Source organism: Bacillus sp. MM09(2025), from assembly GCF_050496725.1.
Classification (GTDB): domain Bacteria; phylum Bacillota; class Bacilli; order Bacillales; family Bacillaceae; genus Bacillus; species Bacillus pumilus.
Map to the genome: position 1 here is coordinate 117,620 of NZ_JBNWEN010000001.1, position 14,027 is coordinate 131,646.

The window sequence follows — 14,027 nt, forward strand, 5'->3', positions numbered from 1 at the left end:
ATATCAAATTAAGGCAGTTTCTGTGAAGAAATTTTGACGAAAGCGCTTTCTATTACCTTAAAAAAGAAACTCCCTCTGATATAAAGGGAGTTTCTTTGAGCAGTTTCAATTAAAAGCAGCTCTTTTAATTTTTCCTCATACATGATTTTGACAAGATCATAGCTACAATTCATCATGTGATCCACCTCTTTTTCTTTTATCTTAAAGGAAAAGAGGCGGGGGAGCGTCGGCGTGCGGATGGAATTTAGACACCGCAACATGATGGAGCTGTAGATCCTTCTTAAGATGTACTTATCCTTTTTTTACGACAATTTCGTTATCTTCAACTTCTACAGTAAATCCTGAAAGCTGTTCTTCTTCAAGCAATATTTCCGTCATTTGATCTTCAACGTGCTCTTGAATGGTTCTTCGCAGTGGACGAGCACCAAATGCAGGATGGTATCCAAGTTCTGCAATTTTTTCTTTCGCTTCATTTGTCACATGGACTGTTAAATTTTGTTCTTTTAATTGTTCTGACAGCTCATTGAGCAGAAGGTCCACAATCTTCACTAAATCATCTCGATCTAATGAGTCAAACTGAATGATGCTGTCAAAACGGTTCAAGAATTCTGGCTTGAAATAAGCGCTGAGTGAATCAATGAGTGATTGCTCCTCAATTGCTTCTTCCTGATCAGACTGGAAGCCGACTTTGACCGTTTTATCTGTGCTACCTGCGTTACTTGTCATGATGATGACCGTATCTTTAAAGCTGACGGTTCTGCCTTGGCTGTCTGTTAACCGGCCATCTTCCATGATTTGTAGGAACATGTGCTGTACATCAGGGTGTGCTTTTTCGATTTCATCCAGCAAAATGATGCTGTATGGTTTTCTGCGCACTTTTTCCGTTAGTTGACCCGCTTCATCATGTCCAACATAACCAGGAGGAGAACCGATGAGCTTAGATACTGAGTGTTTCTCCATGTACTCACTCATATCTAAACGGATAATCGCATCTCTTGAACCAAATAATTCTTCAGCTAGCGTTTTTGACAATTCGGTTTTTCCGACACCTGTTGGTCCAACGAATAGGAAGGAGCCAGTTGGTCTATGTTTCGATTTTAAGCCGGCTCTGCTTCTTTTCACAGCTTTCGCTACTTTTTCAACCGCATGTTCCTGGCCGATCACTCGTGCTTTTAAGCGGACGTCAATTTCTTTCATTTTGGTTTGTTCGTCTGCTTGCAGTTTGCCAACAGGAATGCCTGTTTTTTGTTCGACAATGGCCTGAATGTCTTCTGCTGTGACGACATGTTCTTTGTCATTTGTTTTATTTTGAAGTCTAGCTTCAATGGCTTCTTCTTCATCTCGAAGCTTCGCTGCTTTTTCGTACTGTTCTTCTTTTAAAGCGGCTTGTTTTTCAGCAGCAATTTCTCTCAGACGATTTGTTAGTTCATCTTCACTTGCGGCATCAATGGAGAGGTTCGCTTTTGAACCTGCTTCATCCATTAAATCAATCGCTTTATCCGGCAAATGACGGTCCTGGATATATCGTGAAGATAATTGAACACATGCTTGAATGGCTTCGTCTGAATAGGTGATGCCATGGTAGCTTTCGTACTTATCTTGAATGCCTTTTAAAATTTCAATCGCTTCAGCTTGTGTTGGCTCATCTACAATAACGGGCTGAAAGCGTCGTTCAAGTGCAGCATCTTTTTCAATTTGACGATATTCTTTTAATGTTGTCGCACCTACTAGCTGGAGCTCGCCTCGTGCAAGGGCTGGTTTTAAGATGTTTCCAGCATCCATTGACCCTTCGGCAGATCCTGCGCCAACAAGAAGATGGATTTCATCTACAAATAAGATAATATTTTTACGGCTTTGCAGTTCTTTGATTAACTGCTTCATTCTTTCCTCAAATTGACCACGTATCCCTGTATTCGCTACAAGGGAGGAGACATCTAATAAATAGATTTGTTTGTTCTTTAATTTATTTGGTACATCGCCACTTGCAATTTTCAGTGCAAGTCCTTCAGCGATCGCTGTTTTCCCAACACCTGGTTCACCAATGAGGACAGGATTATTTTTATTTCTTCTATTTAAAATCTCAATGACTCTTGCGACTTCTTCATCACGGTCGATGACTGGATCAATTAAACCAGCATTTGCGCCATCTGTTAAATTGCGGCCAAGTTCATCGAGTAAGCCTTTTTGTTTTGGCTGCTCTACGTTTTGCGTATGTCCTGCTTGCTCAGAGAAGAATGAGCTTCCTCCGAACAATTGAGGTCCCATTTTCATTTTTGATTGCTCCATCAAAGAGGTGTAGCAGTCTTCACATAAAACCATTTGGCTCCGGGATGAATTCACTTGCATATTCAGGCGAATAGTTGCTTCATTTACTTGACAATGTTGACAACGCATTTGCCATGACCTCCTTATGATAAAAGTTTGACTTTATTTGACCAATGAATGTTAAAGAAAATGGTCTGTTGTTTGACCATCTTTGACTATAGTATACTCTGACCTATTTTGACTTTCAACTGTTTTGCTCAAAGGCAGGTAAAATCCTTTTTTTGCATTTAATCATGGTTTGTCCTTCTTTTCAAGGAACTTGTCTCATAGGATAAAAAAAGACAATCGAAAGTGATGGGTGCGGAGGGGTCACATGAAACGTTCAAATGAATCCGCTTTTCAGCTTGCCTTTGTATATGTAGGAACAGTGGTTGGAGCTGGGTTTGCGACAGGGAAAGAAATCGTAGAATTTTTTGTTCGTTTTGGCTGGATTGGACTATTCGGAATCTTGATTAGCGGCGCTATTTTTACTGGACTTGGAGCAAAAATGATGCTCATTTCTAAACGAATTGAAGCAGAGTCATATCAAGATATGAACCGTTTTCTATTTGGCGCAGCTGCCAGTCGATATATTAATGTTGTCATGTTTTTTATTTTACTAGGCGTCACTTCAGTGATGATTTCTGGCGCAGGTGCTATATTTGAAGAGCAGCTTGGCGTATCGAAGGAATATGGGATTTTTTTAACGATCATTCTGAGCGTTATTGTGCTTTTGAAAGGCTCAAAAGGATTATTTGGTGTCAATGTTCTCGTCGTCCCAATGCTTATTTTCTTTTCATTGATTGTGTTTCTTGATTCATTCGTTTTTAGCAGTAGTGAAAGTTATGTTCTTGCACTACAAATGGGTGAGGGAGAGTGGATTTTATCAGCTATCTCATATGGTGCTTTTAATTTGGCACTTTCTCAAGCGGTATTAGTGCCTGTCGCAAATGAAATGACCTCTGAAGCGGTGATCAAAAAGGGAGCTGTGATTGGGGGCGTCATGCTGACAATTATTTTATTTGTATGCTTTTTATCTCTTTCTTCATTAGATATGCTGGAGGCGTTTGATATTCCAATGGCTCAGGTCGTGTATCAAGTAGCAAATTCCATTCACCTCATTTATTTATTTGTGATCTTCGGAGAAGTCTTTACATCCGTCATAGGCAATTTATATGGACTGGAGAGACAAGTGAGGGCGTATATTCGAATGAACAGTGTCTTGACAATATCCCTTATTCTCTTATGCTGCTATGTGATTAGTAAAATTGGTTACGGCACATTGATATCAACGGTTTATCCTATTTTTGGCTATGTGAGCATCTTTTTTATCCTCTTTCTTTTTCTAAAAAAAGTGCCTGCATCACTTGATAAGTAAAGAAGGGATAGCCTGCATGAAAAATATATGGTACACTATCTTCTGTGAAAATTGAACAAAAATCCGTTTAAACGGGAGAGGTTCTAGCAAAACCCTCTATAAAAAACTAAGGACTTGCCGTATCCTTGGATGTGGCATTTTTTATTTTTTATGGCTGGGACACCTCATACACATGTAAAGGTGTCTTTTCTTTTGAGAAAAACAGGGGTTTTCAAGAGCCTTTCAGATGCAGCTTTGTACGAGGGTATAGATCTGCAAAAGGAGGAGAACAGAAATTGAAAAATGAAAAAGCAGTCGTTGTCTTTAGCGGGGGACAAGACAGTACGACATGTTTATTATGGGCACTTCAACAATTCGAAGAGGTAGAAACCGTCACCTTTCATTATAATCAGCGTCATCAAGAAGAAATTGATGTCGCCAAAAGAATTGCTGACAAGTTAGGTGTGAAGAACCATCTATTAGATATGTCTCTTTTGAATCAGCTGGCACCAAATGCTTTAACAAGAGATGACATTGATATTGAGGAAAAAGAAGGAGAGCTGCCTTCCACATTTGTACCAGGAAGAAACTTAGTGTTCTTATCCTTTGCTTCTATTCTTGCGTATCAAATCGGAGCAAGACATATTATCACAGGTGTATGTGAAACAGACTTTAGCGGCTATCCAGATTGCCGTGACGAGTTTGTAAAGTCTTGTAATGTCACAGTGAATTTGGCGATGGAAAAACCATTTGTCATCCATACACCGCTCATGTGGCTCAATAAAGCAGAAACATGGAAGCTAGCAGACGAGCTGAATGCATTAGATTTTGTGAAAAATGAAACGCTCACTTGCTATAATGGCATCATTTCTGATGGCTGCGGGGAATGCCCTGCGTGTAAGCTTCGGAAAAATGGCTATGACACGTATATGGAAATGAAGGAGGCAAAATAAATGCTTTCTCAGATCTATCCACAAACGAATCATCCATACTCATTTGAATTGAACAAAGATATGCATATATCAGCTGCCCATTTTATCCCGAGAGAAGATGCAGGTGCTTGCAGCCGTGTACATGGTCACACGTACACCATCAATATAACCATTGCTGGAGATGACCTAGATGAATCGGGCTTCCTTGTCAATTTTAGTACATTGAAAAAACTTATTCATGGTAAATATGATCACACGCTGCTCAATGATCATGAGGAATTCTCATCAACCGATCCATACGCGATGCCTACTACAGAGGTTGTGGCAAAGACAGTCCATGACAAAGTCGCAGCATATTTATCGACTTTAGCAAATGAACCAGTATGTGTTCAGGTCTTTGTTAGGGAGACACCAACAAGCTACTGCATTTACCGACCGAAACGAGTTGAACACAATGGCTAAGGCGATTCCTGTATTAGAAATCTTTGGTCCGACCATTCAAGGAGAAGGGATGGTGATTGGACAAAAAACCATGTTTGTCAGAACGGCTGGCTGTGACTACTCTTGCAGCTGGTGTGATTCCGCCTTTACTTGGGATGGCTCAGCAAAGCATGACATTCAGTGGCTTCACGCAGAGGACATTGTGAAAGAATTAAAAAGAATAGGTGGACAGGCTTTTTCTCATGTCACTATTTCAGGGGGAAACCCTGCGCTTTTAAAACAAATGGGATCACTTATTGATTTGCTACACGAAGAAGGAATTGATACAGCGCTTGAAACACAAGGGACGATGTATCAGGACTGGTTTTTGAAAATTGATGATTTAACCATTTCTCCGAAGCCGCCAAGCTCAAATATGAAAACAGATTTCGCGAAACTCACACGTATCATAGATGAGCTAAAAAACGGAAATAGATTAGAGCATGCAAGCCTGAAGGTCGTGATTTTTGACGATCATGATCTAGCCTATGCAAAGGATGTTCATGCAAAATATCCAGAGCTTCCTTTTTATTTACAGGTAGGAAATGATGACACGACAACAGGTGATGATGCGTACTTATTGACGCATTTATTAAAGAAATATGAAGCGCTTGTTGATCAAGTAGCGCAAGACCCAGACTTAAATCGTGTAAGAGTGCTGCCGCAGCTGCACACATTATTGTGGGGAAATAAACGAGGCGTATAGAAAGGAAGAGAAGACATGACGACAAGAAAACCAGAAGAATTAGAAGGTGTCACTTTACTAGGAAATCAAGGCACCAATTATTTGTTTGATTATGCACCACAAGTGCTTGAAACATTTCCGAATAAACATACAAATAGAGATTATTTTGTGAAATTCAACTGCCCAGAATTCACGTCACTTTGTCCGCAAACAGGTCAGCCGGATTTTGCGACAGTTTATATCAGCTATATCCCAAATGACATCATGGTCGAAAGTAAATCATTAAAATTGTATTTGTTCAGCTTCCGTAACCATGGTGATTTCCATGAGGATTGTATGAACATTATTATGAATGATCTTATTGAATTGATGGACCCAAGATACATTGAAGTATGGGGCAAATTTACACCAAGAGGCGGTATTTCAATTGACCCGTACACGAACTACGGAAAACCTGGTACCAAATATGAAGAAATGGCATCGTATCGTATGATGAACCATGATATGTATCCAGAAACGATTGATAATCGCTAATAAAGGAAAAGACATGCCTAATGACATGTCTTTTTTTATGGGTTTGAAAGAGATGATTCAGACTGAAGTGATAAAAAAAGAGAAGAGTCATGTCGCTCTCCTCATACAAATGGGAATAGAACTTGCTAGGACGGCTGGGGGCTACCAGCTCGTAAAATTATTATACATGACAGAACGTATGTTTGTAAAGAGGAATTGTGTTTTTTGCTTATCTTATTTGCTTTAAGATAAAATAGAGGCAATGAACGACTAATGGAGGCGTTTGAGTTGGTAAACAAAGAAGAAAAGACAGAGAAGCTGCTGAGGGAGCTAAAAGAAGAACTTCAAATGCTTGAACATCAAAACAAAGAACGATATAAATGGAGTGCCTCTACATTGCTTGGAGTGATTGCACTTTTGATTGATAAAGGCGTTATCACCCCCGAGGAAGTGGACATGTACAAAACGAAAGCAGAAATGCAAACCTTTCATACGCAAAAAGACTGACACTTCTTCATATGGTGTCAGTCCTTTTCATATGTGATTGTCAAAGAGAGCTAAACTGTCAGAAAGCAGCTTTGCTTCGTATTTACGTATGTATCGATAATCTGAATTGAGGATTGCAAATTAATGTACGGAGTCTTTGATGATTTTATAGTTTTTATGATTAACGACTGTTAGTGAATCCAGTTCTAAATCTCTATAGTTGTCCATAATGGTGACATCCACAATGACAGAGTTTTCGTTCACTTTTTCAACTACACCTGTTAAACCATTTCTAAATTCGATCACATTTCCAATTTTTGCAATCTTCAACCGATCCCTCTCCTTTAAAAACAGATTTCATTCCCTATTAAAAAGTATTTTGCAATATTTTCATACCAATGTAAAGGATAAAGACGTTTTTGTTTTGTTTTCGTTGTATGCTTTCCTAACGGATGGTATATTTAATATTTGATAATGGCTGTAAAGGAGCGGTTTTTTTGACGGAAGAACAAATCCTCACAATACTTGAATCGTTACGAAATGGGACAGAAAAGCAAGTAACCATCAAGAAAGATGATTTCTTAACGTTTCGTTCGACCTTGGTAAATCAAGATGATTTTAAGCATTTTCGCGGGATTGCGAAACATGGTGGAGATGTTATTTTTGAATATCTTACAGAAGCAAGAAGCTAAAGCTTTTTCTCATGAATGAGAGAAAGCTTTTTTATTTTAGTTCTTTTGTCACACTTCAAACGAGCTTGATACATCTGAAAAGAAAATGTAATAACCCATAATCAGGAGCATAAGGATGATTATAGGCGGAAAAGGGACCTTTTTAAGCGCTAACAATTCCAGTTGATACGCAAATCAACTAGGACATGCCAATTAATGACGGAATTTGGACAGGCATGCAAATCTTTGTGCGTGAAAATAGAAGGAGCTCTTGTTAGAGTGGACAAGTATCTTACCGCCTACTTTAATTAAAGGAGGAATGAGGCGAATGATGAAAATTCATACCGCTCTTTTTGTCATCCTTATGCTGATTGCAGCCATGAAGATGGACAACATACAAGAGCAGCAAGGGACATTAAGTCACGAACTTTCACAAGCACCTGTTAAGCATGAGCTTTCATATATAGATCGAGATGATCACGATCAAGTCATCCCAGCATTTTCAGAGGAAAAGCGTCAGCCGAAAGTCAAAATGCTAAGTACGTCTACAGAAGAAAAGTCTTCAAAATCGAAGCAAAAGAAAAGAGTAAAATCAGAAACAACGAATGAAGAAAGCGCCAAACGCTATTCTAATGAAGAAATGGAACTGCTCTCACGATTGGTGCATGCTGAAGCAAAAGGAGAATCTTACGCAGGTAAAAAAGCTGTGGCAAGCGTCGTCTTAAACAGGGTGGAGCATCGCTCTTTTCCTAACAGTGTCAAAGGTGTTATTTATCAGCGAAATGCTTTCCAGCCAGTATCAAATGGAAGTATTCATGATAAAGCAGATCAAGATTCTGTTAAAGCTGTGAAGCAAGTAGTGAAAGAACATGACAGAACAACAAAGGCCATTTATTTTTATAATCCCAAAACGGCAACAGATAACTGGATTCGTTCTCGCAAAATTTTAGAACGTATTGGTCGTCACGTATTTGCCGTATAAAGAATTGAAGCGATCAATCAGATCGCTTCAGCGTGTAGACAAACCCTCGCATTCTTTGTCAGGACTGTGCTCCGGTGCTCACGAATAATCAATTCGCTCCGCTCCTGTGCTCGCCCTTCCTAGACTGCAAAGGTTTTCTATCGCGCTGAAAGGAAGACAAAGAACTAAAATAAAAACATTTTTAGCCCTTTGTCAATGTTCTAAAGCGATCAATCAGATCGCTCTTTTTTTTGTCTTCATTTATCAAAATATTTTCAGGACTTGTCTCATAGAATGTGAAAAGAATTTGCTTTAGATAAAGGGGAGGCTACATGAATCGATTTGTAAAAGGGGTCATTCTGCTATCTGTCGCAGCTTTCATTGCGGAGTGTATAGAGTTTTTAGTCAATATGATTTTAGCGAGAGAGCTTGGAGAGCATGGAATGGGTCTATATATGAGTATCCTTCCAATCATCATGCTTGTCCTTGTGATTGCCAGCTTAGAGCTGCCAGTCTCCATTTCTAAATTCATTGCAGAATCGCATGAGCGGCTCCATAAAAGTATGCTCCGCCATGCGTTTAAAATGACGCTTGTGGTGACGAGTACAACAACGGGGATCGCTGCGATTGTTCTGCCGTTCATTCCTGTATTTCAGTCGTATCATCCGCTCATGAAAGGGCTTGTGCTGTCTCTTATTCCAATTATTGCGTTTACCTCGATTGCACGCGGCTATTTTATGGGAAAGCAGCAAATGGGAAGGATCGCTCTTGCCAATATGCTGAAGAAAACGATCCAGCTTATTTGCTTGTTTTTGTTCTTTCATTGGTATTCGTTTGATATTGAAACAGCGGTACTCATTGCCATCGGTGTCATTGTCGCGAGTGATCTTGTCGTCTTTATTTATTTATACTCCCAATACGTCATGGCAAAAAATGCTGTCCATGTCAGGTCTGTTGAATTAAGAGGGATTGACGTGAGAAAGCGACTATTAGCCGTCTCTATTCCAACAACGGGCATGCGGATTTTTCATGCAATCGCAAATGCCATAGAACCATTTTTAATCAAAGGGGCACTTATTGCTGCAGGCATCTCTGGCACACTAGCTGTTGATCATTACGGCATGCTGGCTGGTGTCGCGATGTCGATTGGTTTTTTCCCAGCGTTTATCGCTCATTCCATCATGATTGTGATGATTCCCAATGTATCTGAAGCCTATGCTTTAGGTCAGTATGATCTTGTGAAAAAACGTGTCAGGCAGGCGATTATCATTACATTTGGGTACGGGGTACCGGCAGTGATGGTGATGTATTATTTTGCTTATCCGCTCACACAGCTCTTTTTTGATTCACCGCAAGCTGCTGTCTACTTACAGCTGCTTTGGCCGTACTTTTTATGCCACCTGTTTGTGATGCCGTTTCAAGCGTGCTTAATCGGTATGGGGCTCATTAAAGATGTGTTCCTACATAATATATGGGTGCATGTCGTCTCGTTTTCAATGGTGTATTTTCTCGGATCAATTGAAAGCTTAAATATGATGGGGGTTATATTAGGGATGAATACGGGCATGCTCCTCTTGACTGCACTGCATTATGCGACGATTTGTAAGGAGCTCGGTGTTTCCATGTTTCTTAGAATGAAAAAAGCATGAATGCCCTCTTCGGCGAGCGGGCAAGCTATAAGAAAACTGGGAAGGAAGATCCTGATGAATCTTAAATATCTACCCGCCAGTCTTCTTATGATGACCATGCTTCTATTACTCATAGGCAGCGAGGCTGGAGCGAAAGAGCCCGTTATGGCGCCAAAGATAGAGGCTCCTACATTAACTGGTGAGACGCAGATGATTCCGATGAAAGGAAAAAAGACCATTTTGCATTTTTGGACAACATGGTGCCCGTCCTGCAAAATGGAGCTGCCTGTATTTGACCAGATCGTGAAAGAAAATCAGAGTGATGTTGATATCTTAACGGTGAATTTACTAGGTGCTGAACAAAGTAAACATGCGGTTGCCCAATTTGTGAAAGACAGAAAGTTTACATTCCCGGTCATACTAGATGAGGGAGGGCACATGATGAAGAAATACCAAATCATCACCATTCCAACCAGCTTTTTGATAAATGAAAAAGGAGAAATAGTGAAAAATCATGTAGGTCCACTGACGAAAAAACAAATCAAAGAGTGGACGAATTTTTAGAACAAAACCTTATTTCAAGAACCAAGGGTCATTCCTTTGGTTCTTTTTTGTGTTCAATTTCTTTTCATCTGAATAAACTGTGCTCAGAACATGGAATGGTCCCTATCAATAATGATAATTATTATCAAAAAGAAATTATAATAATTATTAATTGAAAATCAGTCAGAACCTGTTATAATGAATAACAGACCTATAAAAAGCTTGAAATAGCAGAAAATATAGATGAAAAAAGGAAACGGGCAACAATTGATGATGTGAAAACCATTATCAATTAGAGAGGAGAAAACAATCATGAATGAGAATACAGCACTTTATCAAACAACAAATCAAAAGGAATCGAAATGGTCCTTGCATAAATGGGCACAGCACGGAGAATTAATGGCAGCAGGTATCTCGGGGATTCTCATTTTAATTGGATGGATTTTAAAGGATCAGAGCATGTGGAGCATTCCTTTTTTCATCCTAGCATTTGTCATTGGAGGTTTTGCAAAGGCGAAGGAAGGAATTGAAGAAACCATTTCGTCTAAAAGCTTGAATGTTGAACTTTTAATGATTTTCGCAGCCATTGGCTCAGCGATCATTGGATATTGGGCAGAGGGCGCGATCTTAATTTTTATTTTCTCGCTTAGTGGTGCGCTTGAAACGTATACATCAAATAAAAGCAAGAAGGATTTAACAGCTTTAATGAGCATCGCGCCAAATGAAGCGACTTTAATTGAAGAAGATGGCACGACCATTCAAGTCGCTGCTTCATCATTAACACCAGGTGACCGTATCATGATCAAAGCTGGGGAACGTATTGCAGCAGATGGTGTGATTTTAAGTGGAAGAACAAGTGTAGATGAATCTGCGCTCACGGGCGAGTCTGTGCCTCAGGAAAAAGGGCAAGGTGAAGACGTGTTTGCAGGAACAGTGAACTTAAATGGCTCCTTAACAGTAGAAGTGACCAAACATAATGAAGAAACGCTTTTCCATAAAATTATTAAACTTGTCGAATCGGCTCAAGAAAGTGTGTCGCCAAGCCAGGCATTTATTGAAAAATTCGAAGGTGCTTATGTAAAAGGTGTACTAATCACCGTCGCGATTTTATTGGTTCTGCCTCATTTTGTACTAGGCTGGAGTATGAGTGAAACCTTCTACCGGGCTATGGTGTTTATGGTTGTAGCATCACCTTGTGCGCTTGTAGCATCTATTATGCCAGCTGCTTTGTCACTGATCTCAAACGGCGCAAGAAACGGAATGCTTGTCAAAGGGAGCGTCTTTTTAGAAAAGCTAGGCACTAGCAGTATGATTGCTTTTGACAAAACGGGGACAATTACAAACGGAAAGCCAGCTGTAGAGCAGGTGGTGATCGCTAAAGGACAAGAGGAAGCGGCCTTTTATCAGGCGCTTTATCAAATTGAAAGTCAATCAAACCATCCATTAGCGAAAGCGATCTCTGATATGGCACAAGAGCAACAAATAGAAAGATCAGCTCATGTCACCATTGAAGAAACCTCTGGTTTTGGTGTAAAGGCACAATTGAATGGAGAAACGTGGCGAATTGGGAAGAAAGACTTTGCTGGAAAGGCTTCAATGGACCGTGAGATTGAAGAGACAGAAGAGCATCTTTCTGAAAAAGGATATACAGTGGTGTATGTTCAAAAGGATCAAGTAGTCGTTGGGTGCCTTGGCCTTAAAGATCAAATGAGACCTGAAGCGAAGAAAATGATTCAAGAGCTGAATGATTTAGGCATCCAAACCGTCATGCTGACAGGAGATCAGCAAAAAACGGCTGAAGCCATTGCGCAGGAAGCTGGCATCCAAACGGTTGTCGCTGAGTGTCTGCCAGATGAAAAGGTCCATGAGGTCAATCAACTAAAAAAACAAGGAAACTCAATCATCATGGTAGGTGACGGAATCAATGATGCACCTGCACTCGCCACAGCAGATGTGGGGGTTGCGATGGGCGGAGGAACAGACGTAGCCTTAGAAACAGCAGATTTGATCTTAATGAAAAACAATTTAAATAACTTAACAAAGATGATCCGTCTTTCAAGAAAGATGAATCGAATCATTAAGCAAAATATTATTTTCTCATTAACGGTGATTTGCTTGTTAATTTGTGCGAATTTCTTACAAGTGCTTGATTTGCCTTTTGGCGTAATCGGGCATGAAGGAAGTACGATTTTGGTCATTTTAAATGGACTGCGTCTGCTTCGTGCATCTTAAGCAAATCATCATAGCGCACTTGGCTTCTGCCAGTGCGTTTTTGTGCGAAATATAACAAAAACTGATACAATAGATCAGTAGTAAAACGTGTGAGGAGGATCACGATGAACCGAATGAAAAGCTTGTCTTCTTGGCTAAAGGAAAAAGACATTCAAGGTGCATTTATACATACAAAGGAAAATGTGTTTTATCTATCTGGATACTTCACAGAGCCGCATGAAAGAGTAATGGGGCTGTTTGTGTTTCAAGAGGCAGATCCATTTTTTATTTTGCCTAAAATGGAAGTCGAGCAGGCGAAAAATGCTGGGTGGTCAGGCGATATTATTGGCTATGAAGACCATGAGAATCCATTTGATTTCATTCAGTCAGCAGTAGAAAAACGCGGTGTAAGAGCAACTCGACTTGCAATTGAAAAAGAGTCAATTCCGCTTCAAAGAGCAGAACAGCTTCAAGCTGCTACTGGGGCAGAAACTTTTGTCCGGGCAGAAGAAGAGCTCAATCAGCTAAGACTCATTAAAGATGAATCTGAAATTGCTACACTGAAAAAAGCCGCTCAATTGGCAGATGAAGGGGTAAAAATTGGGGTGAACGCCTTAGAAGAAGGAGTCACCGAAACAGAAGTGCTCGCTGTCATTGAATATGAGCTAAAGAAAAAAGGCATTCAAGGCATGTCCTTTTCGACGATGGTTCTTTTTGGCGAAAAATCAGGAGAGCCTCACGGAAATCCAGGACAGGCAGTCTTAAAAAAAGGCGACTTTGTGTTATTTGACCTTGGTGTCATTGTTGATGGATATTGCTCAGACATTACAAGAACATTTATTTATCAGGAAGCTTCTGATCAGCAAAAGGACATCTATCAAACCGTCCTAAACGCAGAAATGGCGGCACTTGAAATGAGTAAACCGGGCGTGAGAATTGGGGACCTGGACTTAAAAGCACGCGGGCTAATCGCAGATGCTGGATATGGAGAGTATTTCCCTCACCGCCTTGGACATGGTCTAGGGGTGTCTGTTCATGAGTTTCCTTCGATGAGCCAGGCAAATGATGATCTTCTCCAAGAGGGCATGGTGTATACGATCGAACCGGGAATCTATGTTCCAGGAGTCGGCGGCGTCAGAATTGAAGATGATGTACTGATCACAGCGGATGGTCCAGTTACTTTAACCAATTATCCGAAAGAGCTGACGATCATCAAGTAATAAAAAAATCACGATGAACGCCCATGTCATGGAAGT

General features: G+C 40.2%; 14 protein-coding genes and 1 riboswitch. Of the genes, 12 read left to right on the forward strand and 2 right to left on the reverse strand.

Translation table 11 applies throughout. The annotated features are described in order from the left end of the window. Positions 1–291: 291 nt before the first annotated feature. Positions 292–2,394 carry an AAA family ATPase gene (locus ACQYAC_RS00645; protein WP_429942554.1) on the reverse strand — a complete coding sequence of 701 codons (2,103 nt, stop codon included), beginning with the start codon at positions 2,392–2,394 and terminating at the stop codon, positions 292–294. A gap of 244 nt (positions 2,395–2,638) precedes the next feature. On the opposite strand from ACQYAC_RS00645, the gene ACQYAC_RS00650 reads away from it, so the two are divergent. The 6 genes from ACQYAC_RS00650 (at position 2,639) to ACQYAC_RS00675 (ending at position 6,778) form a co-directional block, all read left to right on the forward strand. Further along, positions 2,639–3,682: a YkvI family membrane protein gene (locus ACQYAC_RS00650; protein ID WP_429942555.1), complete on the forward strand. Its 1,044-nt coding sequence runs from the start codon at positions 2,639–2,641 to the stop codon at positions 3,680–3,682. A 71-nt stretch (positions 3,683–3,753) separates the two neighbouring features. Beyond that, a riboswitch (PreQ1 riboswitch) is annotated at positions 3,754–3,798 on the forward strand. A 159-nt stretch (positions 3,799–3,957) separates the two neighbouring features. Further along, positions 3,958–4,614 carry a 7-cyano-7-deazaguanine synthase QueC gene (queC, locus tag ACQYAC_RS00655; protein ID WP_024424683.1) on the forward strand — a complete coding sequence of 219 codons (657 nt, stop codon included), beginning with the start codon at positions 3,958–3,960 and terminating at the stop codon, positions 4,612–4,614. Next, positions 4,615–5,055, forward strand: coding sequence for a 6-carboxytetrahydropterin synthase QueD (queD, locus tag ACQYAC_RS00660; protein ID WP_058014147.1), 441 nt, complete (start codon positions 4,615–4,617; stop codon positions 5,053–5,055). Continuing rightward, positions 5,048–5,779 carry a 7-carboxy-7-deazaguanine synthase QueE gene (gene queE / locus ACQYAC_RS00665; RefSeq protein ID WP_339165650.1) on the forward strand — a complete coding sequence of 244 codons (732 nt, stop codon included), beginning with the start codon at positions 5,048–5,050 and terminating at the stop codon, positions 5,777–5,779. The genes queD and queE overlap by 8 nt, the downstream gene beginning before the upstream one ends. A 15-nt stretch (positions 5,780–5,794) precedes the next feature. After that, positions 5,795–6,292, forward strand: coding sequence for a preQ(1) synthase (gene queF / locus ACQYAC_RS00670; RefSeq protein WP_058014145.1), 498 nt, complete (start codon positions 5,795–5,797; stop codon positions 6,290–6,292). Positions 6,293–6,559: 267 nt separating this feature from the next. Continuing rightward, a complete protein-coding gene (locus ACQYAC_RS00675) occupies positions 6,560–6,778 on the forward strand; it encodes a hypothetical protein (protein WP_003211069.1) in 219 nt (72 codons plus the stop codon). A gap of 120 nt (positions 6,779–6,898) precedes the next feature. Here the strand turns inward: ACQYAC_RS00675 and ACQYAC_RS00680 are convergent, their stop codons facing one another. Beyond that, the gene (locus ACQYAC_RS00680) at positions 6,899–7,087 is read right to left on the reverse strand and encodes a YkvS family protein (RefSeq protein WP_003211747.1); all 189 of its coding nucleotides are present in this window, start codon (positions 7,085–7,087) and stop codon (positions 6,899–6,901) included. A gap of 167 nt (positions 7,088–7,254) precedes the next feature. On the opposite strand from ACQYAC_RS00680, the gene ACQYAC_RS00685 reads away from it, so the two are divergent. The 6 genes from ACQYAC_RS00685 to ACQYAC_RS00710 all read left to right on the forward strand — a co-directional run bounded on the left by ACQYAC_RS00685 (position 7,255) and on the right by ACQYAC_RS00710 (position 13,991). Then, entirely contained in the window at positions 7,255–7,449 is a 195-nt protein-coding gene (locus ACQYAC_RS00685; protein WP_429942556.1) for a hypothetical protein, read from the forward strand. A gap of 307 nt (positions 7,450–7,756) precedes the next feature. Further along, positions 7,757–8,410, forward strand: coding sequence for a cell wall hydrolase (locus ACQYAC_RS00690; protein ID WP_429942557.1), 654 nt, complete (start codon positions 7,757–7,759; stop codon positions 8,408–8,410). A 311-nt stretch (positions 8,411–8,721) separates the two neighbouring features. Further along, on the forward strand, positions 8,722–10,038 hold the full coding sequence (locus tag ACQYAC_RS00695; protein ID WP_427365924.1) for a polysaccharide biosynthesis protein: 1,317 nt from the start codon (positions 8,722–8,724) through the stop codon (positions 10,036–10,038). 54 nt (positions 10,039–10,092) lie between these two features. Beyond that, entirely contained in the window at positions 10,093–10,581 is a 489-nt protein-coding gene (stoA, locus tag ACQYAC_RS00700) for an endospore biogenesis thiol-disulfide oxidoreductase StoA (protein ID WP_268498001.1), read from the forward strand. A 291-nt stretch (positions 10,582–10,872) separates the two neighbouring features. Next, complete coding sequence (locus ACQYAC_RS00705) at positions 10,873–12,792, forward strand: heavy metal translocating P-type ATPase (protein WP_429942558.1); 1,920 nt, start codon at positions 10,873–10,875, stop codon at positions 12,790–12,792. A 104-nt stretch (positions 12,793–12,896) separates the two neighbouring features. Continuing rightward, on the forward strand, positions 12,897–13,991 hold the full coding sequence (locus ACQYAC_RS00710) for a M24 family metallopeptidase (RefSeq protein ID WP_058014138.1): 1,095 nt from the start codon (positions 12,897–12,899) through the stop codon (positions 13,989–13,991). The last annotated feature ends 36 nt before the right edge of the window (positions 13,992–14,027 follow it).

Coding starts and splice junctions, on each gene's coding strand:
- ACQYAC_RS00645 (WP_429942554.1), bottom strand. CDS start 2,394: ATGCGTTGTCAACATTGTCAAGTAAATGAAGCAACTATTCGCCTGAAT.
- ACQYAC_RS00650 (WP_429942555.1), top strand. CDS start 2,639: ATGAAACGTTCAAATGAATCCGCTTTTCAGCTTGCCTTTGTATATGTA.
- queD (WP_058014147.1), top strand. CDS start 4,615: ATGCTTTCTCAGATCTATCCACAAACGAATCATCCATACTCATTTGAA.
- queE (WP_339165650.1), top strand. CDS start 5,048: ATGGCTAAGGCGATTCCTGTATTAGAAATCTTTGGTCCGACCATTCAA.
- queF (WP_058014145.1), top strand. CDS start 5,795: ATGACGACAAGAAAACCAGAAGAATTAGAAGGTGTCACTTTACTAGGA.
- ACQYAC_RS00690 (WP_429942557.1), top strand. CDS start 7,757: ATGATGAAAATTCATACCGCTCTTTTTGTCATCCTTATGCTGATTGCA.
- ACQYAC_RS00695 (WP_427365924.1), top strand. CDS start 8,722: ATGAATCGATTTGTAAAAGGGGTCATTCTGCTATCTGTCGCAGCTTTC.
- stoA (WP_268498001.1), top strand. CDS start 10,093: ATGAATCTTAAATATCTACCCGCCAGTCTTCTTATGATGACCATGCTT.
- ACQYAC_RS00705 (WP_429942558.1), top strand. CDS start 10,873: ATGAATGAGAATACAGCACTTTATCAAACAACAAATCAAAAGGAATCG.
- ACQYAC_RS00710 (WP_058014138.1), top strand. CDS start 12,897: ATGAACCGAATGAAAAGCTTGTCTTCTTGGCTAAAGGAAAAAGACATT.